The organism is Dolichospermum sp. UHCC 0406, assembly GCF_009712025.1.
GTDB classification, from domain to species: domain Bacteria; phylum Cyanobacteriota; class Cyanobacteriia; order Cyanobacteriales; family Nostocaceae; genus Dolichospermum; species Dolichospermum lemmermannii.
In genome coordinates this window covers 172,434-193,501 of the sequence record NZ_VILA01000002.1, presented here as the reverse complement: position 1 = coordinate 193,501, position 21,068 = coordinate 172,434, and the positions used below count along the sequence as shown (strand labels likewise).

Annotated in this window: 17 protein-coding genes; 9 read left to right on the top strand and 8 right to left on the bottom strand. The window is 37.4% G+C overall.

What is annotated here, in order from left to right:
* Positions 1–92 precede the first annotated feature (92 nt).
* From FJR09_RS03260 to FJR09_RS03240, 5 genes are all read right to left on the bottom strand, one after another.
* Positions 93–881 carry an ABC-2 family transporter protein gene (locus tag FJR09_RS03260; protein WP_015078201.1) on the bottom strand — a complete coding sequence of 263 codons (789 nt, stop codon included), beginning with the start codon at positions 879–881 and terminating at the stop codon, positions 93–95.
* A 5-nt stretch (positions 882–886) separates the two neighbouring features.
* On the bottom strand, positions 887–1,870 hold the full coding sequence (locus tag FJR09_RS03255; protein ID WP_015078202.1) for an ATP-binding cassette domain-containing protein: 984 nt from the start codon (positions 1,868–1,870) through the stop codon (positions 887–889).
* Positions 1,871–1,918: 48 nt separating this feature from the next.
* Positions 1,919–5,449: an AAA-like domain-containing protein gene (locus FJR09_RS03250; RefSeq protein WP_168653779.1), complete on the bottom strand. Its 3,531-nt coding sequence runs from the start codon at positions 5,447–5,449 to the stop codon at positions 1,919–1,921.
* Between the two features lie 14 nt (positions 5,450–5,463).
* Entirely contained in the window at positions 5,464–7,098 is a 1,635-nt protein-coding gene (locus FJR09_RS03245) for an AAA-like domain-containing protein (RefSeq protein WP_015078204.1), read from the bottom strand.
* Between the two features lie 338 nt (positions 7,099–7,436).
* Positions 7,437–8,501, bottom strand: a complete 1,065-nt coding sequence (locus FJR09_RS03240) for a mannose-1-phosphate guanylyltransferase (protein ID WP_015078205.1) — start codon at positions 8,499–8,501, stop codon at positions 7,437–7,439.
* Positions 8,502–8,927: 426 nt separating this feature from the next.
* Here FJR09_RS03240 and FJR09_RS03235 point away from each other — a divergent pair, with 426 nt between their 5' ends.
* Together FJR09_RS03235 and FJR09_RS03230 are read left to right on the top strand one after the other, a co-directional pair.
* Positions 8,928–10,433: an LCP family protein gene (locus tag FJR09_RS03235; RefSeq protein ID WP_041457517.1), complete on the top strand. Its 1,506-nt coding sequence runs from the start codon at positions 8,928–8,930 to the stop codon at positions 10,431–10,433.
* Between the two features lie 95 nt (positions 10,434–10,528).
* On the top strand, positions 10,529–11,035 hold the full coding sequence (locus FJR09_RS03230; protein ID WP_015078207.1) for a pentapeptide repeat-containing protein: 507 nt from the start codon (positions 10,529–10,531) through the stop codon (positions 11,033–11,035).
* Here FJR09_RS03230 and FJR09_RS03225 read toward each other — a convergent pair.
* Complete coding sequence (locus tag FJR09_RS03225; protein ID WP_083881406.1) at positions 10,961–11,215, bottom strand: hypothetical protein; 255 nt, start codon at positions 11,213–11,215, stop codon at positions 10,961–10,963. The two genes, FJR09_RS03230 and FJR09_RS03225, sit on opposite strands and share 75 nt — an antisense overlap.
* A 31-nt stretch (positions 11,216–11,246) precedes the next feature.
* On the opposite strand from FJR09_RS03225, the gene murJ reads away from it, so the two are divergent.
* Together murJ and mgtE are read left to right on the top strand one after the other, a co-directional pair.
* Complete coding sequence (murJ, locus tag FJR09_RS03220) at positions 11,247–12,851, top strand: murein biosynthesis integral membrane protein MurJ (RefSeq protein WP_168653432.1); 1,605 nt, start codon at positions 11,247–11,249, stop codon at positions 12,849–12,851.
* 384 nt (positions 12,852–13,235) lie between these two features.
* The gene (gene mgtE, locus FJR09_RS03215) at positions 13,236–14,585 is read left to right on the top strand and encodes a magnesium transporter (RefSeq protein WP_168651691.1); all 1,350 of its coding nucleotides are present in this window, start codon (positions 13,236–13,238) and stop codon (positions 14,583–14,585) included.
* A 94-nt stretch (positions 14,586–14,679) separates the two neighbouring features.
* On the opposite strand, the gene FJR09_RS03210 is transcribed toward mgtE, so the two are convergent.
* Complete coding sequence (locus tag FJR09_RS03210; protein ID WP_168654012.1) at positions 14,680–14,877, bottom strand: hypothetical protein; 198 nt, start codon at positions 14,875–14,877, stop codon at positions 14,680–14,682.
* Between FJR09_RS03210 and FJR09_RS03205 the strand changes: the two genes are divergently transcribed.
* The 4 genes from FJR09_RS03205 (at position 14,851) to FJR09_RS03190 (ending at position 19,288) form a co-directional block, all read left to right on the top strand.
* The gene (locus tag FJR09_RS03205) at positions 14,851–15,843 is read left to right on the top strand and encodes an aspartate carbamoyltransferase catalytic subunit (RefSeq protein ID WP_015078210.1); all 993 of its coding nucleotides are present in this window, start codon (positions 14,851–14,853) and stop codon (positions 15,841–15,843) included. The two genes, FJR09_RS03210 and FJR09_RS03205, sit on opposite strands and share 27 nt — an antisense overlap.
* A 577-nt stretch (positions 15,844–16,420) precedes the next feature.
* A complete protein-coding gene (locus FJR09_RS03200; protein ID WP_015078211.1) occupies positions 16,421–17,326 on the top strand; it encodes a hypothetical protein in 906 nt (301 codons plus the stop codon).
* An 80-nt stretch (positions 17,327–17,406) separates the two neighbouring features.
* Entirely contained in the window at positions 17,407–18,399 is a 993-nt protein-coding gene (locus FJR09_RS03195) for a pentapeptide repeat-containing protein (RefSeq protein ID WP_168653796.1), read from the top strand.
* 103 nt (positions 18,400–18,502) lie between these two features.
* Positions 18,503–19,288 (top strand): hypothetical protein, encoded by a 786-nt coding sequence (locus FJR09_RS03190; RefSeq protein WP_168653795.1) that lies wholly within the window; start codon positions 18,503–18,505, stop codon positions 19,286–19,288.
* On the opposite strand, the gene FJR09_RS25715 is transcribed toward FJR09_RS03190, so the two are convergent.
* Positions 19,266–19,397, bottom strand: coding sequence for a hypothetical protein (locus FJR09_RS25715; RefSeq protein WP_256370233.1), 132 nt, complete (start codon positions 19,395–19,397; stop codon positions 19,266–19,268). The genes FJR09_RS03190 and FJR09_RS25715 overlap by 23 nt on opposite strands.
* Positions 19,398–19,482: 85 nt before the next feature.
* Here FJR09_RS25715 and FJR09_RS03185 point away from each other — a divergent pair, with 85 nt between their 5' ends.
* Positions 19,483–21,030 carry an NAD(P)H-hydrate dehydratase gene (locus FJR09_RS03185; RefSeq protein WP_168652469.1) on the top strand — a complete coding sequence of 516 codons (1,548 nt, stop codon included), beginning with the start codon at positions 19,483–19,485 and terminating at the stop codon, positions 21,028–21,030.
* Positions 21,031–21,068: the final 38 nt, after the last annotated feature.

The window sequence follows — 21,068 nt, the reverse complement described above, 5'->3', positions numbered from 1 at the left end:
TAAAACATCCTTTAACAGCAAATACTTTTGATCAATTACGTGAACTTATCCAAAATATTTATGCTGCTGAAATACATTAAATTATGAATTATTTAAGCCCCCATACCTGAATACTGTTTTAAACCCCTCCGCCATAAAAAACGATTAGCGCCTAAAAATAGGAGAAACCAACCGGCAATTGATAAAAATCCTCTGGTTAAATCTACAGGTAGTCCTACCAAAATACTCGCTGGAAAATTAATCATGTAGGGAAAAGGTGTCCACATAACTATGTTTCTGACGTTTTCTGGAAAAACATCCAAAGGTGCTATCAAACCTGATAAAAATACAAAAAACAACAACCATAGATTTTCTAAAGCTGCGGCTTTTTCTGTCCAAAATGCAAATATAGCAAAGGTATATTGAATTATAAATCTTAAAGCAAAAGCCATAATTGCTGCTAGAATAAATAGCAATAAATTAGTTATACTAGGCAACCAAAAAGCTTGGGGATAGAGAACAAAAAAGAATATTGATAAAAACAATACAAAAGGCATTCGAGCGACTCTTTCACCAAGATGATTCGCAACATGATGCCAAACTGGATCTATAGGTTGTAATAATTTGGGGGAAAGTTTACCTTCTAAAACTTCTTTTTCAAAATCATAAATTACCCAAACAACACTAATTTGTCTAGCCAGAAAAACTGCAAAAAAGTATCGAGCAAAATCAACAGATTTAAAAGCAAATTTACCACTGTCAGCAGCTTGTATCCAAATACCCATCATAATAATTGGTAAAGAACCAGCTAAAACCCAGAATATTAATTCTGACCTATATTCCAGCATCTTCGCATAATTTACTGACAGCAAAGTTAAAGCTTTTTTAACAATTTTTTTCATAGTTATCAATGGTTAAATCCTTTTTGAAAAACTCTACCAATTACTTCTTCTACTGGTGGTTCTGTGACTGTTAAATCTACCACTTCCAAATCGGCTAAAATTTGGGAAACAGTGCGAGTCATGGCTGCTTGTGGCACAATAAATCTAACTGCTCTTCCTTCTAGCATTTGTACATCACCATAGGGCATAAGTTGTTCTAGTGATAATGGTTGAACTAACTCTACATAAATTTCTCGATAAGGGGCAAAACTTGCTAATAACCCATCTAATCTACCATCATACATTAATTTTCCTTCGTGAATTAATAACACCCGTTCACACAAAGCTGTAATATCAGCCATGTAATGACTCGTTAATAATATGGTTGCTTGATATAGCTGATTATATTCTTTTAAAAAGTTACGTACCCCTGCTTGAGCATTAACATCTAATCCTAAAGTTGGTTCATCTAAAAATAAAACTTGGGGACGGTGTAAAAGTGCTGCTAATAGTTCAGCCTTCATTCTTTCACCTAATGATAATTTTCGCACGGGTTGAGTTAATTTACCTGCTAAAGCCAGCATTTCTGTTAATTCCCCAACTCGACGCTGAAATTCTTTGTCAGAAATATTATAAACTGCGGCGTTAATTCTCAGAGAATCTAGGGCTGGTAAATCCCAAATTAATTGCTGTTTTTGTCCCATCACTAAAGTGATTTTTTGTAAAAATGCTTCTTGACGATTAAAGGGAATAAATCCACCAACTTTAACTGTACCTTGAGAGGGATGAATTAATCCTGTGAGCATTTTTAAGGTTGTAGTTTTACCTGCGCCATTGGGTCCCAAAAAACCGACAATTTCCCCAGGCTCAATGCTAAAAGAAACATCCTGAACAGCGTTAATATTGCGATAAGTCCGGCGAAAAAAGTGGCTAATTGTTCCCCCTATCCCTGGGTCTTTAATCGCTACTGGATAGGATTTACTCAGGTTTTCTGCAATGATAATTGACATAAAAAATTTATTTCCTTCTGCCTGATAAGGTTGATTTTCTCCCCTCTACTAATGATCGCACAAATGACGAGTAGAAAGCTTGTCCCCAGAAGAATTATTTTCTTCTGAATTTTCTAGTTCCTGATTATTTTGTAAATAATCTTTTACCCAGTTACACGCATAATCTAAGTCGTTAGTAGCAAAGATTTGGGGTAAATTCCAGATAATGGCAGTGCGATCGCGGCTGGCGGAAACTAAGGTTTTACCATCGGCACTAAAGGTTAAGGAAGAGACAGCCCCAAGATGTCTAAACAGTGTAATTATTGGTTTTCCCTCCAGATTCACGAGGTGAATCGCATTCTCCCCATCTCCACTGCCAGCGGCAATTGTTTTGCCATCTGGGCTAAATGTCACCGTGTGGAACGTAAATTTTGAATTTACTAAGGTTCTTAAAAATTTGCCGTCACGTTGCCATAACTTGATGGTGCGATCATCGGAAATGGATGCTATCAACTGTCCATCTGGACTAAAGGTGGCATCAAAAACCGCCAGATTATGTCTTTGCAAAGTCTTTAAAAGTTTACCCTCTCGACTCCACAGGCGGATGGTTTTATCATAACTGCCAGTTGCCAATACTTGACCATCGGGACTAAACTCGACACTATTAATTGGCTCGCTGTGTGCTTTAATAGTTTTGTACAAGCGGAAACTAAACGGTTTTTTGTCATCTCGTTGCCAAAGCCACAGGGCTTGATCATAACCAACTGAAGCGAGAATTTTACTATCTGGACTAAGTGCTATATCTAGAATTACCCCAGTATGACCTGGAAGGGTATCTATCAGAGTGCCATCAATTTTCCAAATTTTGATCGTTTTATCCGTACTCCCAATTGCTAAATACTGACTATTAGGACTAAAAACAACGGAGGTTACTCCATTTCCATCCGCTTGAAGACTTCGGAATAATGTGCCATCAGATTTCCAAAGATTGATCATAGAATCCCAACCTGTGGTAGCGATAATTTTACCATTGGGACTAATGGCAACTTTTGCCAGATTCGATTGGTGATATCTTAAAACTGTGACTAGGGGATTTTGCAACTGCCAAAGTTTAACGCTATTATCCATACTGGCTGTGGCCAGAATTTTACTGTCAGGACTCCAAGCGATCGCCCAAACACCTTCTTTATGTCCTGACAGGGTAGCCAAATCCTTACCATCAAGACTATAAAGTTTTACCACTTTATCCCAACTGGCAGCAGCAAGGGTTTTATTGTCGGGACTAAATGCCATTGCGATGATTGAATATTCTGCTTCAATGTTTTTGAGTTTTTTGCCATCGAGACTCCAAAGCTCAATTTTTTTATTATTACCACCTGTAGCCAGCAATTTACCATCAGCAGAAATTGCCAAACCACGCACAGCATCTTGACCATGATTGAAATTAACTAACTTTTTGCCATCAAGACTCCAAAGAGTTGCTTTCCCATCAAAACTACCAGTCACTAATTTCTGACCATCGGGGGTAAACAAAACTTTAGAAATAGCAGATTCATGGGCTTTAATCATCCTGAATTTTTTGTCTGCTAACTGCCATATTCCCAAAGTACCGTTATTCATCCCAATTGTTAGTAGTCGTCCATCAGGACTAAAAGCTATACTTTTAACTTCTTCACCAACAGTGATAGTTGCTAATTTCTGGCCATTTAATGACCAGAGTTTGATAGTTTTATCAGCACTACCGGAGGCAATTATTTTCTCAGTAGGACTAAAAGCAACTGTCCAAACGGTGGAATTATGACCTTTAAATTTGCGGATTAATTTGCCATTTTGTTGCCATAACCAAACTTCATTCTGACTAGCAAGCGCTACCATCTGGCTATCAGGGCTCCAGGCTACATCCCAAAGCAAACTCAGATGATCGTCTGAGAGACGATTCCACTCTTGCGCTCCATAACTAGCTTGACGGAGAACATTATCAGTTAGGTGATCCAGTTCAGGATTATTAATATTTAATTTTTTTAATTTTCTTTTTGCTTTAATAGCATCCCTTACTGCTTCTAATTCTTGATGGGATTTAAAGTTCCCATTAGAAGAGGATATCAGGGCTTTAATTTCACTAATTTTTGCTAATCTTTCACTTTGAAGAGATTGACGATATAACCAGAAAGATATCCCCCCTAAGCTGACAGAAGTTAAAAAAGCTGTACTAATTACTCCCAAGATGAGTTTTTGTAAACGAGCATTTTTTTGTTGTTCAAGCAGTTGAATTTCCATATTTTTGGATTTTTCTGCTCCTAAAATAAGCTGTTGTTCTCGTCGTTCTAATTCTGCACTTTTAGCTAGAAATTGATTATCTAAATTTGTTAGACTTTTATCCCAAGCCCAAGCTTGAGCATCCGCTAATGCTTGTCCTCTTAGTAAGCGAGATTCATCAGTTTGTTGGGAAGTTAACCACGCATTAAAAGTTTGCGAGTAGGGACGTAAATTAGCTAATTGTTTTTCTACCCAATCTAAATTAAATACTTTGGCATAAATACGGTTTTTAACAATTAATAATCCTACTTGTTTAACTACTAAACCTGATAGCAATAATTCTACTTGTTCTCGACTATCATCACTTTTTACTTCTACACCTTGCAAAATTTGCTGATAAATTCCTAATAATCTACTTACAAGCTGTTGATTATAAAGTAATCGATCTCGAATAGTTCTTAAATGTTCTGGTTCGTCTTGAGATTCCCAATTTTTAATAATATATTCATTGACAACATTATCTAACCAAAACTCTTCATAACCTTTAGCGAAATCTAGGTAATCACCACTTACTTGAAAATTAGTGATGAGATTACATAACTTTTGGGTTAAAAAAGGCTGCCCTCCTGTCCAATCTAAAATTTGTTTCATGACTGGGTACGGATTAGGTATGACTAACTCTAATCCTCTAATTAAAGAATCCACTTCTGCTATTTTAAATCCTTTTAAATCAATGGCTTGACCAATATTAAAAGGTGTTCTTTTCGCATCTTGAATTAAATCTGATGGAGTCGCAACTCCAAAAATTGCAAATGTCAACCGCTGATATTCTGGATCTATGGCTCTTTGATTATAGCAGTATCTAATTAATGCAAAAAAATCATCTACGGGAAAATCCAAACTGAGGATACTATCAATTTCATCTATAAAAATAATTAGCCTTTCTTCTGGAAATTGGGTTAATAATTCCGCAATAAACTGACTTAATTTATGGACTAAAGAAATATCATCTCCTGTTTGCCACCATGATTTTAAATTGAATTTTCCTAAAAGTTTAAATCCTCTACATAAATCGGCGATTATGCCCTTATACCATTGACTTGCAGTGATATTTTCACTACCAATATTCGTTATATCAATTGATGTACATTTAAATCCTTCTTGTTCTAAATGATGTTTAGTTCTCACTAACAGAGACGATTTACCCATTTGACGACAGTTAAGAACATAACAAAATTCACTCTTTTTTAAAGCGTTATATATTTCTATATCTGTTTGTCTTTCTACGTAACTAGGGGCATTATTTATGAGACTACCACCGACTTGATATGGATAAGTATTCATATTAGTGATATTTATTATTCATCATAGCCAAATTTAAATTTAGAACTCAAAATACTGCGATCGCGCCCTAATTTCTTAGCTTGATACATTGCTTGATCAGCCGCTTCAAAAAATTCTCTTAAAGAAAAATCTCCTGAAGGAATGATACAGGCAATTCCTAAGCTTATGGTTAAGCTAATCATGTTTGTTAATTGATTTTTTTTGGTTAATTCAGGAATTTTAATTCTCAATGATTTTACTGTTTCTCTGATTTCTTCAGCAATGAATATAGCTGCTTCTGCGTCAACTTGTGGCAAAATTAATACAAATTCTTCACCACCATAACGAGCAACTAAATGATCTGGATTTTTAATTACTGAATTAATTGCTTGAGCAATTTTATGTAAACAATTATCACCACTCTGATGTCCATAGGTGTCATTATGAAATTTAAAGTTATCCAAATCTGCTAATATTAAAGATAGAGGTTCTTGGATGTATGTCATTCTTTCCCATTCTATTTCCAAAGTTTCATCAAAACATTTACGATTAGCAACTTGAGTTAGTTTATCAATATTAACTAACAATTGCAATTTTTCATTTTCTTTTTTTAATTTATCCCACGGAATAGCATTACTTTCTATTAGTAAACTTTTTTGAAAAAATAAACGATACAGTTCGCAAAAAGGTTCATAATTATAGCCACTTAATTTAATTAACCCTAAACTATCTAATTTATAAACCAAATTGTCCGACAAAAATATATTGTTACCTGTAGAATTCACAACTTGATTATATGCTTGAGACAATTCTGCATCTTGTAGCAATATATTGAGTAAATTTCTTAAATATCCGCTGTAAATATATTTACCCTTTGTACAATTATCTAATAGTTCTGGTAAAGAAATTTTCTGCTGGTAGAGATCATATAAAGCCTGATGAATTAAATATGGCTGTCCTCCCACCCAATACATTAAGTTTTTCACAGCTTGACTATCACACCAATCCAATTCATACCGTCTAGCTAATTCTGTTACTTGCTCGACTGTAAATTCTGGTAATTTCAATGACAAACCAACATTAAAGGGAGATTGATTGATATTTAAAGGGATATAAACTTCAGTGGAGTGGAATAATACTAACCGAACCTTTTGCCAAATCGGAGTTTGTTGAGCTTGTTCATGCCAATTGCGGAGGAGAAGTAGAAAATCTTGGGCAATTTGTTGATATTGAAAAGCATAATCTACTTCATTCAAAATTAAAACCAATGGACTTTTAATTTGCTCTAATAAATAACTCTCGAAATAAATTGAAGCACTAACTTTACTACCAATTTCCTCATCCCAATAATCATCCAAATCCGATGCAAGTGACAACTGCCGAGCCACATTCATACAAAACCAGCGTAAAAAATTATTCAGGCTCAAAAAAGTTTGTCTATCTACTAGTTTAAAGTCTATAGTAACTACGGAATATTCATGTATTTGAGCTTGGTGAATTAGCTGTAACATTAAAGAACTTTTGCCCATGTGCCGAGGTGCTTTAATCCGAATTAAACTCCCTGGTTTGAGTAATTCTGCGTAAGCATCGCTTTCAATGGGAGTGCGTTCAATATAAAAGCAGGAATTGAATGGTAGTGGATCCCCTGGTAAAGTAATATTTTTCTTCATTCACTTGAGGGCAAAATATTTTGTTTCTGATCAGAAATAATAAAGTTTGATTGCGATCCCCAAAAAAAGAGGCTCAAATCTCTTAATTAACATATACTGTCACCAAATACTATCAAAAGTCTAGTTAAGTAGGTGAACGGAAAAAAACCGTAGACGCGAAGCGGCTTCTCGAAGAGTAATATGTAACGAAAAGTAAAGTTGTCCAAACCCTCTTCACTCTTGCCTCTGGTTACTGAGCGAAGTCGAAGTATTGCCTCAAGCCATAACGACAATTTTTAACGCCAACCTACTTATAATGAGTGACAGGACTTTGAGCCATCTACCAAGGGTTTTAACTTTTACAATAGGCCAGTAAAGCGGCTATCGGTTTGCAGAATTTTGAGGATCTGCTTAATTTCTTGGGTACGGTCTTTTTTAACTACTAGGGTAACATTGCGATCGCGCACAATTACCACATCTTCTAAACCAATAGTCACAATTACATCATCAGGATTGGAGGCATAAACGATTGCTCCTTGGGTATCTAAGCCCACATGAGTAGCAAGTTCTACATTAGGATTATCGGACTGCTTCAGTAAACGTTCAATAGCATTCCAATCACCCAGATCATCCCAACCAAATGCTACAGGCAAAACATAAGCTAGACTGGTTTTTTCCATCAGCGCGTAATCTATACTTTTCTTAGGTAACTGGGGATAAATATCAGGGCCATGTTGTTCTAAAGGTTTAATAATTTCTGGTGCATGGGTGCGTAATTCTTCTAGAACCACACCGGCTCGAAAAACGAACATACCACTATTCCAGCTAAACCGTCCCGTTGATAAAAAAGTTTCTGCCGTTTCTCGGTCGGGCTTTTCAGTAAATCTGTGAACATGATAGGCTGGCAAGTTATTAAAGCTACCTATTTTTTCACCTTGTTCAATATAACCATAGCCAGTTGAGGGGAAATTAGGTTTAATCCCCAAAGTCACAATTGCTGCTTTCTTAGCTGCCAAATCCATCGCAGCGGCTAAAGTTTCGGCAAATATCTCCTGGTCAGCAATCCAGTGGTCAGCCGGAAAAAAGCCAATAATAGCGTCTTCCCCGTAACGCTTTTTAATTTCTAAACTTGTCCAAGCAACAGCAGCAGCAGTGTCTCGACCCTCTGATTCAATGAGTAAATTTGCAACAGGCAAATCGGGAAGTTGTTCTCTGACCCCTTGAGCAATGGGACTAGACGTAATTACCCACAAGTTTTCCCAACCCCCAGCCAGAGTTAACAATCGATCAGCAGTTGCTTGTAGTAAGCTTCTAGAGCTACCATCAAGGCTTAAAAATTGTTTAGGTCGGTCTAGTCGGCTCAAAGGCCAAAAACGCTCACCTTTACCACCAGCCAGAATCACAGGAAAAAATAAATTATTCATGTTGGCATATACAGATAATTCAGAACAATATACAGCAGAGAACAGACAACAGGGAACACTTCGACAAGCTCAGTGCATCGCAGGCAACAGGGAACTGCTTTGAAAGTCTTTTGGTCTATGGCTTGTCCCCTAAATTTTGTCCCGGATAGCATTAGTCAGCTATTGGCTAACATTCACTGAAGCCTTATTTAGCTAAAATCTGCTTTAAGTCTACATTTATTGACGTTTGGATCATCTTCACTGATGAATTTTGGTGGTCAATTATGTTTCAATTATTACCTATTAAAACTATGAGGACAGCAACACCCAACAAAATCTCAGATTAGCTTTTCACAAAATCTCAAATTTGCGTAGTCAGTTTCATCTCGCAATATTTGTAGCTTGTATTAACATAACTTTAAGGAGTGGTTGAGTGGGGAGAAAATTGTGATTAAACAAGTTCAATGGTCAGAAAATCAGGTAGCACCTCAACAAGTACCAACCTCAGAACCGGAGGTGTTACAGCCACCAGTTCAATGGTCAGAAAATCAGGTAACACCTCAACAAGTACCAACCTCAGAACCGGAGGTGAAACCAAAACAATCAATTAACTCTTCTCGTCACGTCGTTGAATCCGTGGGAGCTATTCCCAACGAACTCTATGACCGCTTAGGTTTATCCGTCCCCCGCTGGTTACTGTGGGTATTAACCATTGTTTTAGGGGTAATTTTATCTGGATTACTAGCATCAAGTTTGGCACTATGGACTCCTCTATGGAGTAATCTCGACCAAGCGAAAGATGATGAATTCGGTGCGAATAAACAAGACCAAATCAAAGTACCGGGAGATTTATGGACTAAGCTTTCTCAGTACAAACTATCAAAACCCATGAACATTTTAATTATGGGTATTGAACCGGTTCCAGGGACTGTAGATGGTTCACCGGAAAGTTTTGCTGGTAAAAGCGATACCATGATGTTGGTGCGGCTAAATCCCAGTGATAAATCCATTCGCTTGCTGTCAATTCCCAGAGGGACAATGATAGCGATTCCCGAACAGGGATTAACTAAGGTATCTGAAGCTAACGCCAAAGGTGGTCCAGTTTTAGCCGCAAGAGTAGTTAGTCGGAGTTTAAATAATGCTCCCATAGATCGGTATATCCGCATTTCTACTAGCGGATTTCGGGAATTAGTTGAACAGTTGGGTGGAGTAGATGTATTTGTCCCCCAAACTATGAATTATCAAGATCAGGCTGGTGGCTTTGCCGTAAATTTAATCAGCGGTTGGCAAAGTCTCAATGGTGAACAAGCAGAACAGTTTGCCCGCTTTCGTGAAGAAGGTATGGGGGATTTACCAAGAGTCCAACGACAACAAGCACTGATAACTGCTTTAATGCAACGTCTCAACAGTCCCACTGTTTTACCCAGGTTGCCCCAATTAACTCGCTTAATGCGGAAGTATTTTGATACCAACCTCAAAATGGAAGAAATGATGGCATTGGCAAATTTTTCCGTCAATGTAGAACGGGATCATTTCCAAATGGCAATGTTACCTGGTACTTTTAGTAAACTCAGTCAAGACCCCAATAGCTATTGGTTAAATATGACTGGCCAACAAAGCTTATTAAATGATTTTGTTGGGGTAAATGTAACTGGGATTAAATCAGATACCAGACCCGTTTCTATCCAAAGAATTGCCGTTCAAAATACGACTAATCAACCCCAGCTAACGGAAAAGGTCATTACCTATCTTAAACAGAAAGGTTTTACTAATGTTTACCCAGTTCCAGACTGGCCAGATAGCCAACGTCAAACTCAGATTATTGTCCAAAAAGGCAACCGACAACCAGGAATTGACTTGCGACAAGTTTTAGGTTTAGGACAAATTGAAGTTTCCGGAAATGGTGATTTGGAATCTGACCTCACAATTCGCATTGGTAAAGATTGGAAATAGTTATTAGTCAGTGGTCAGTGGTCAGTGGTCAGTAGTCTAGAAAAAACGACTGACAACGAACAACTGACGACTGACAACCAACAATTAACAAATTTATGAACAAGATTTTGTTGAGATTTTTAAGTTTGATATTCATTTTTATTTTGGTGGGATTTTCGGTAATTATGAATCCCGAACCAGTTTTTGCTCAAGTTAATACCATTAATTACAATAATGCTAATTTAGAAAATCGGGACTTTTCTCATACTAATTTAGTTGGCGGAACTTTTGTCGCAGCCGAAATGCGGGGAACAAATTTTCAAGATGCAAATTTAACTAACGCCATTTTTACTAAAGGCGTTTTATTAAAAGCCAATTTAGAAAGTGCAAATTTAACGGGCGCTTTAGTTGATCGTGTTACCTTCGATAGTGCTAATCTAAGAAATGCCATTTTCGCAGAAGCAACTTTAACCCGCAGCCGTTTTTATGATGCTGATATCACTGGTGCTGATTTCACTGACGCATTAATTGACCGTTATCAAGTATCCTTACTCTGTCAAAGGGCTGATGGTGTGAATCCGGTAACTGGTATTTCTACCCGCGATAGTTTGGGTTGTAAATAGAAAATTGACAACTGACAACTGTACGGGCGAAGCATTTGCAGAACTATTTTTGGCAATGACCGATAATTTATCTTCCAAATGCTTCGCCCCTACTAACAACTGTACGGGCGAAGCATTTGCAGAACTATTTTTGGCAATGACCGATAATTTATCTTCCAAATGCTTCGCCCCTACTGACAACTGACAACTGACAACTGACCATTAAATATTCGTGACACAACAAGATCAAAAACCCTCTCGTTCCTTTGCTGGTATTGCTGGTATTGTTGCCGCAGCAACTTTAATTAGTAAAGTGTTTGGTTTAATTAGGCAGCAAATAATTGCGGCTGCTTTTGGTGTAGGTGCGGCAGCTACAGCTTATAGTTATGCCTACATTATTCCCGGTTTTCTTTTAATCCTACTTGGTGGTGTAAATGGACCTTTACATAGTGCCATTGTCAGTGTTTTAGCTAAACACAAAAAGGAGGAAGCTGCACCTATTGTAGAAACAATCACAACTCTAGTGGGTGGGTTGTTGATACTGGTGACATTTGCCCAGATTTTTTGTGCTGAGTATATTGTTGATTTAGTTGGTCATGGCTTAGAAGCAACTACAAGAGCGATCGCTATCCGTCAAATCCAAATTATGGCCCCTTTAGCCTTATTTGCTGGCTTAATTGGCATTGGATTTGGGACTTTAAATGCAGCTAATCAATATTGGTTACTATCTATTAGTCCTTTATTATCTAGTATTACTGTTATTATTGGTATTGCTATTTTAGCAGGACAATATGGTAAAGAAATTATTAATCCTGAATATGCTTTAATCGGTGGCATGGTATTAGCTTGGGGAACTTTGGCAGGAGGAATTCTGCAATGGTTAGTCCAGTCAATAGTGCAATGGCGCTTAGGATTAGGGAAATTACGCCTGAGATTTGATTTTAAATCTCCCGGTGTGCAAGAAGTAATTAAAATCATGACTCCAGCGACAATATCATCAGGAATGATGCCAATTAATGTCGCTACTGACCTTTATTTTGCTAGTCCTATTGTTGGTGCAGCCGCAGGTTTTAACTATGCTAATCTTTTAGTCCAAACTCCATTAGGAATTATTTCTAATATTATTTTACTGCCTTTATTACCAACATTTGCCAAACTTTCCCACCCAGACAATTGGCCAGAACTAAAATTGCGTATTCGGCAAGGACTTTTATTAACTGCCGTTACCATGCTACCTTTAGGGGCATTAATGGTATCCTTATCTGTGCCAATTGTCCAGATAGTTTATCAACGGGGAGCATTTAAACAAGAAGCAACTCAGTTAGTATCTTCTCTATTAATTGCCTATGGAATCGGAATGTTTGTCTATTTAGGGCGTGATGTTTTGGTGAGGGTATTTTATGCTTTAGGTGATGGACAAACACCTTTTAAAATTAGTATATTTAATATTGTTCTCAATGCTGTATTAGATTTAATATTAGTTGAACGTTTTGGTGCGCCTGGATTAGTTTTAGCTACAGTTGGAGTTAATTGTAGTTCCATGTTGATGTTATTATTTTTGCTCAATCGCAAACTTAATGGCTTACCTTGGCAAGAATGGTGTGTACCAATTTTGGGTTTAACAGTTGGGAGTATTATATCGGGTTTAGCCAGTTTTGGAACTTTAATGACTTCTCAACAAATACTAGGTAAACAGGATTTAATTAGTTTACTCATAGAATTATCCATATCTGCTTTCGTGGGAATTGGTGTATTTGCGATAATTGCTTCTAGAATGAATATTCCCGAAGTGAATACTTTTGTAATGAAGATGCAACAAAAGTTTTTGAAGAAATAAGGAACTAGCAATCAAAAAAATATCCCAATCTGTATTATAGATGTAGGGGTTTAGCATTGCTAAAACCTTACTTATTTGCTACTCCCTAAATCAAACCCTAATCCACTCCCCAATTATTGGATAATTTATTTTTTGGGAGTTTTTATCCATAATTTGCTGTTACTACTTGTACAAGTGACAACTTATGCTTAAAATGTCACTTAGCATCTATCGTAAAGCTGAGTTTTGGGCTAAACTCATTTAGCGGTGCTATTTTTAGTTCCCACGTTGATATTTAATTTTACAAGAGGTTATGGACAAAAGTCCAACAGATGGCAGTATTACCCTCCTCTAAGCTGGTGAGGCAGTCTCCCAGCGCGGGGGAGACATTAGGAGATTTCTATTATGCTTACACAGGAAATTCGTAATTCCTTGGATATTGCTGACTTAAATCAGCTTAAATGTGATTTGAATTGTTTACAGCCGGTAGATGTGGGCGAGTATATCACCCAATTGCCCGAAAAACAAAGGGCGATCGCTTTTCGGTTACTCAACAAAGATCAAGCCATAGATGTCTTTGAATATTTACCCACAGAAGTACAGGAAGACCTGATTAACTCCCTCCACGATGCCCAGGTAGTAGACCTTGTTGAAGAAATGAGTCCTGATGAACGGGCATATTTATTTGATGAACTACCAGCAGGAGTAGTCAAACGCTTATTACAACAACTCAGTCCCGAACAAAGACAAGCCACAGCTACGATTCTTGGCTATCCAGAAGGGACTGCGGGGCGGGTAATGACAACGGAATATGTTCGCTTGCGACGAGGTTTAACTGTTGGTGAAGCCCTCAGTAAAATCCGCTTGCAAGATCAAGATAAGGAAACAATTTACTATGCCTATGTCACTGATGATAATCGCAAATTAGTTAGTGTTGTTTCTTTGCGTCAGCTATTATTTACCTTTCCCGATGTTTTAATTAAAGATATTGCCAGCGCCCACGTTGTCAAAGTCAGAACAGAAACCTCCCAGGAAGAAGTCGCCCGGATTATGCAGCGGTACGACTTAATCGCTATGCCTGTGGTTGATAGAGAAGATAGATTAGTCGGTATTATTACGATTGATGATGTCGTTGATATTTTAGAAGAAGAAGCTACAGAAGATATTCAAAAATTAGCAGGGGTCAGTGGTGATGAAGAGGCCTTATCTCCCGCACAAGTCACGATTCGGAAACGGTTGCCTTGGTTATTGGGGATTATGGGATTGTATATTGGTGCTGCCAGTGCGATCGCTCCTTTTCAAGAAGTTATCGCCGCTGTACCTGTCCTCGCCGTGATTATGCCCATATTTTCTAACACAGGTGGCACTGTAGGTATCCAAGCTCTGACTGTCACCATTCGCGGTTTAGGTGTAGGGGAAGTCACACCCGCAGATACGGGAAAAATTCTCCGCAAAGAACTTTTAGCCGCTTTAGGAACAGCCGTAGCTTTAGGGCTGACAATGGTGGCCCTTTCCCTGATTTGGGCTAAACCCCAAGAAAGATGGGTAGCTTTAATAGCCGGGGTAGTTATGGCCACTAATACAATGGTGGCTGTTACTTTAGGAACTTTGTTACCAATGGGTTTGAAGCATTTAAAACTAGATCCAGCTTTAATGAGTGGTCCATTAGTGACAACAATGCTAGATACCATCGGTTTTTTAACTTTCCTCAGTATAATATCTGTTGCTTTAAAGGTGTTTCATTTACAATCTTGAAACTGCTGGATAAACCGAAAACTTCAATAAATTAAGGGTTTTCAGTTTAGAAAGGTGAATTAGGTGCATCACTTTCCCAACTTTGAGACTTTTCTTACTTCCTTCTTCCTTCTTCCTTCTTCCTTCTTCCTTCTTCCTTCTTCCTTCTTCCTTCTTTCTGACTCCTGACTCCTGACTCTTGACTCCTGACTCCTGACTCCTGACTCCTGACTCCTGACTCCTGACTCCTGACTCCTGACTCCTGACTCCTGACTCCTCTACTTATATGCCTACTACTTGGAATCGTCATCATATTCTCACACTTGCTGACTTCACAACGGCTGAATATAACGCCGTGTTACAAACTGCGGCTTCTTTTCAAGAGGTACTATCCCGACGGACAAAGAAAGTCCCCACTTTACAGGGACAGGTAGTAGCAAATTTATTTTTTGAACCTTCTACCCGCACGCGCAGTAGTTTTGAAATTGCGGCAAAAAGACTTAGTGCGGATACCCTCAACTTTGCCGCAGCTACATCTTCTATGACCAAAGGTGAAACAATTCTTGACACAGCAAAAACCTATTTGGCAATGGGAACTGATATTATGGTAGTCCGCCATAAGGATGCAGGAGTTCCGCAAGCGATCGCGCAAGAAATGGATCGTTTAGGTGTAAAAGTTAGCGTCCTCAATGCCGGTGATGGACAACATGAACATCCATCTCAAGGATTATTAGATCTATTTACAATTTGTAGTTTAATTGACCCTGCACAACCCAAAATTGAATCATTACAAGGTAAAAAAATTGCTATTGTTGGCGATATTTTACACTCTCGTGTAGCCCGTTCTAATATTTGGAGTTTAATCGCTAGTGGTGCAGAAGTACATCTGTCCGCACCTCCCACATTGTTACCTAAATTCTTTGCAGAATACTTAGGATGTACAGAAAACTCTAACCGATTATTTACCCATTGGCAATTAGAACCAGCTTTGGAAAATGCTGATTTTGTCATGACTTTGCGCTTACAAAAAGAACGCATGACCGCCCATTTATTCCCTAGTTTAAGAGAATATCATCAACTATTTGGCATTACTCGTGCTAAGTTAAAACTATGTAAACCTCAAGTTAAAGTATTGCATCCAGGTCCAGTAAATCGGGGTGTGGAAATTAGTTCTGATTTAATGGATGATCCTGAATTCAGCTTAATTCAATCTCAGGTAACTAGCGGTGTAGCAGTGCGGATGGCACTTTTATATTTTATCGGTAGTGGTAGGGCTTAATTAATAATCATGCAATTGCTATAGCATTATTAAATGTAGTAATTAGTTGCAAAGCATCCGCTCAAATAGAAGTAAAAAGCGAGGGTTTTAAACTGTTCGGCGATTTCTACCCATAACTAGCCTTATGTTACGGAACGTCCATATAATTAACTTAGTCAAGCAACGGAGTTAATTATATGGAAAACCAAGAAGTGACTATTTCAATAGGTGATACTGCTAAATAGCTTGGTGTGTCAGTAAAAACTGTTCGTAGATGAACTGATGCTGGTAAATTGCGATTTGAACGCAGTCCGTGCGGGCATACTTCGACAAGCTCAGTACAAGTCTTGCCCGCGTGAGCGAGACGCTCACACTACAGTCCATCATTTTTATCTTGACAGACTACTAGTTCAGCTATAATCTATTACTATTACTTAATACCTTGTCCAAATTAGAAAAATCCTTGATTTGTAGGTTGGGTTGAAGCATGAAACCCAACAAATGCGTTGGGTTGCGCTGTCGCTTAACCCAACCTACAAGAAATGGACAAGGTATTGATTACTACTATTGGATACCTGTACAGGAGATATACTGAATAATGGCTCTATCTAGTCTTAATGAAGTAGCAAAATATTTAGAACAGCATGAAAACTCACAACAAATTAAAAAATTAATATTCTTCGCTTGTAAAAATGAGTGGGAAAATAATCAAGATACGCTAAATAGATTTAAATTACCAGAATTAATCCAAGAATTATCTAGTTTAAATCCCACGATAGATTGCTTAACTTCGAGTTTATCTATTGCCGTCGGAAATCTTAGCAAACCAAAACAATACTCCATGATTGCCAGTATCATCATCAAAGAAATACAAAAATTATATCTAACCCCTGATCAAGAGACAGAATTAATATTTAAGCAACCTCATCAAGAACAAGAAACAGGATTAATATTAAATCAACCTAGTCAAAATATTCCTAAATTTTATAGTTCTGAAAAAAAATCATCAACTCCTCCAGCAAAAACTCCAAGCAGTTCAAAAAAATCTCAATATAATCAATTTGATTTACGACAAAATCTTATGAGATTTAGTAACCCATTGAGGATTAAAATAATTTTATTTTCTGCACTTTATAATAAATTTACCTTTAATGAACAAGACTGGTTGAGACTAAAATCCGAAGAACTTGATAGTTTATTGCGGAAATTATTTAATTCTTGTGCAACTATTGGAGAACTTGAATCTAAAATAAACAATACTGTGATCTCTTTAGGTACACCAGATAAAAATAATCAAGCATCTGGTGTAATCATCAGAGTTATGCGTGGTTTATATGGTGATATACCAGCCAAAACCAATTCAGATAAACTCCCTAACAGTTATCCATCTGCAAAAACTAAACCACCTGCTAATCCTAATTATCAACCTGCTCCAACTCAAGTTAATGATTTCTATGATGACGATGATAATAATACCTGTCAAATTACAGTACCGCCTACTTGAGATATACTTAATAATAAATAATTCAGACTATTTTTGATTTTGGAAAGAAAAATTTCTAACAACAATTGAGAGAAAAAATTATGGATGCGAAAGAACTTCTGAGACGATATGCAAATGGAGAAACAAATTTTAGCAACGCCAAATTAAATGGAGTAAATTTATTTGATGCAGATTTAATTGGCATAGGTTTAGATCAGGCAAATTTGTCTAATGCTATCCTAACTTTTAGCTATCTAAATCAGGCTCTTCTCAATAATGCGAATCTGAGTTTTACAAATCTCCGCGGTGCAAACCTAACCCAAGCAAAGTTGCAAAATGCCAACTTGCATGACGCTGATTTGCATGGTGCAACTTTGCAAGGTGCTGATCTGCGTAATGCCAACTTAACTTTAGCACATCTGTTAGATGCTAACTTAATGAGTTCCGACTTGCGTGGTGCTAACCTCACAGGTGCTAACCTCACAGGTGCTTGCCTCCGGGGTGCTAACCTGCGAGAAGAAAAAAGAACCTATTCTGCTTGTCTCCGGGGTGCTAACCTGCATAAAGTTGACTTACGGGGTGCTAATTTAACTGGTGCAGACTTAGCTAAGGCCAATCTGAGTGGAGCTAATTTAAGTGAGACTATGCTGCGTGGTGTGGATTTGAGTGGTGCTAATCTGAGTGGAGCAATTTTAGAAAATGCTACTTTAACTGAGACTAATTTAGAGGGTGCTAATTTGAATGGTGCAAACCTCATAAATGCTAAACTGTCAAAATCAAATTTGACTGAAGCTGAATTAATAGGTGCTAACTTACATAATGCAATGATGTTCCAGGCTACACTGATTAAAGCCAAGCTGAACCGAGCCAACCTCAGTTTTGCTATACTGAGCAAAGTTAATTTGAGTCGAGCTAATCTGTGTGAGGCTGATCTAACTGAAGCAGAATTAGTAGATGCTTGTCTTGCTATGACAGACTTTACCGATGCTAACTTAACCAAAGTAAATCTACTTAGAGCAGAAATTAGTACGACAAATCTCACAGGTGCAAATTTGTTTGAAGCGGTAATGCCCGACGGCACAATTGGCTACTAAAAATCAGGAAATTTATTAGTAATTTCGTCATTTCAATGCTCCCTTAAATTATTTTATCCCATTGGAATTAAACCAAATATCTTTGCAAAAACTGGTAACAAATATGCCTACTTTAAGAGTAAATTGTTTTACCTCTTTACCCATATTTTCCTTGCTGATAAGTGGAAGTTGGGTGTTCGTATGTGAATATAGTCCAGTTCAGGCTCAAACATCTAATAATATGCCAATATTCGCACAAGCAACATTGTCATATCTCCAGGAAATACCCATTAACCAGCAGCCATTACCGCAGTTACAACCAGGAAAATTCTATCAATCTCAAGGGACACAATATAGTCAATATAACCAAAACTTTGACCGATATTTTGTTTATGTTGATAGCAATAATTACGAAATTTTGCAGCGAGTTCGGCAAATTGAACCTAATGCCTATATTCGCAATTACAAGGGACGTAAGGTGATCCAGTCTGGCGTTTTCAATGGACAATCTAATGCTCAAAAACGGGTAAGAGAATTGGAATTTAATGGGATTTCTGGCGCGAAAATCGTTAATTCGGAAAATATAGAATTAACACCTAATTATTCGGTTCAACCAGTAATGTCTTATAATGCTCCCGGATATAATGATCAGAACTATGCAAATAACTATCAACAGGAAAAAAGAAATTCCTATTATGTAGTTATTCCTGGTAATGCTAATAGTTTACATTCTTTAGGTACAGAAATTCACCAAAAAGTTAGCATCAATATTAATGTATTTAGGAGAACTCAACCACTAGGAACGCATATAGCTGTAGGACCATTTAGCGATCGCTTAGAAGCAGAACAATGGAACAGCTATTTGAAAAATTCAGGTTACGGCAATGCTAGAGTTTATTACGGAAAATAAGGTAATTGGTAATGGGTAATTGGTAATTGGTAATTGGTAATTGGTAATGGGTAATTGGTGAAAATATTTGTCTTTCAACTAACAACTGACAACTGTACGGGCGAAGCATTTGGAGAACTATTTTTGGCAATGACCGATAATTTATCTTCCAAATGCTTCGCCCCTACTAACAACTAACAACTGACAACTGACTAATGACTAAAGAACAATTTGTTGTTACCGCAGCCCAAATGCGGGATATTGAAGCCAGGATATTTACTGCGGGAATGCCTGTAGCAGCTTTAATGGAAAAGGTAGCGGGATTAATTTCCCACCGCTTACAGGCTATTATTTCCCCAGGGCAATGTGTAGGAATTTTAGTTGGTCCCGGTCATAATGGAGGAGATGGTTTAGTAGTAGCTCGTGAATTGCATTTTCGCGGTTATCAAGTTTGGATTTATCAACCTTTTCCTAAATTAAAAGAATTAACTTCCCAACATTTTCAATATGCACAAAATTTAGGAATTCCCTGTTATCAAGAAATTGCTGAATTACCAAGTTATGATTTTTTAATTGATGGTTTATTTGGGTTTGGGTTAGAAAGAAAAATTACTGATTCTATTGCTACTGCAATTAATTATTTTAATAGCAAAAATAAACCCATTATTAGTATTGATATCCCTTCGGGTTTACATACAGATACAGGAGAAGTTTTAGGAACAGCTATTCAGGCAAATTATACATTTTGCTTAGGTTTATGGAAACAAGGTTTATTACAAGAACAAGCATTACCTTATATTGGTAAAGCCGAATTAATTGACTTTGATATTCCCTTAGCAGATATTCATGCTGTTATCGGTAATATTCCCCAAATCAAACGCATTACTAAAACAACAGCATTATCAACCTTACCTTTACCTCGTCCTCTCATTACCCATAAATACAAACAAGGACATTTATTATTAATTTGTGGTTCTCAACGTTATGTCGGTGGAGCAATTTTAACAGGTTTAGGTGCGCGAGCTTCTGGTATAGGAATGTTATCAATCGCTGTCCCCGAATCTCTAAAAATGTTGTTAGTTTCCCATTTACCAGAAGCGTTAATTATTGGTTGTCCTGAAACGAAAACCGGAACAATTGCTAATTTACCATTAGTAGGGTGTGTTAGCGACAGCGTAACGCACCTTATAGATTTAAATTCATTTACCACAATTGCTTGCGGACCGGGTTTAACTAAAGATAATATTTCTATTATTCCCGAAATAATTAAATGTGAATGTCCTCTAATTCTCGATGCTGATGCTTTAAATATTCTGGCACAATTAGGAACTATTCCCACATTGAAATCACGAAAATCAGCCACTGTAATTACACCCCACACGGGAGAATTTAAGCGTTTATTTCCCCATATTGATTACACAAATAGAATCAAAGCCGTACAAACAGCAGCACAAGAAAGTGGGGCTGTAGTCCTGCTAAAAGGGGCAAGAACAGCTATATCTAATTCTCAAGGTAGTAGTGTTTGGATAAATCCCGAAAGTACCCCAGCCCTAGCCCGTGGAGGCAGCGGTGATGTATTAACTGGGTTATTGGGTGGACTATTAGCGCAAATTATGAATAAAGAAATTTTTATAGAAGATATAGTCGCAACTGCGGCTTGGTGGCATTCCCAAGCAGGAATTTTAGCAGCACAAGCAAGAACAGAATTAGGAGTTGATGCTTTTACACTGACACAATATTTACTTCCGGTTTTCAAGCGATGATAATGGGGACTGGGGACTGGGTAAAAATTCTTCCCAAT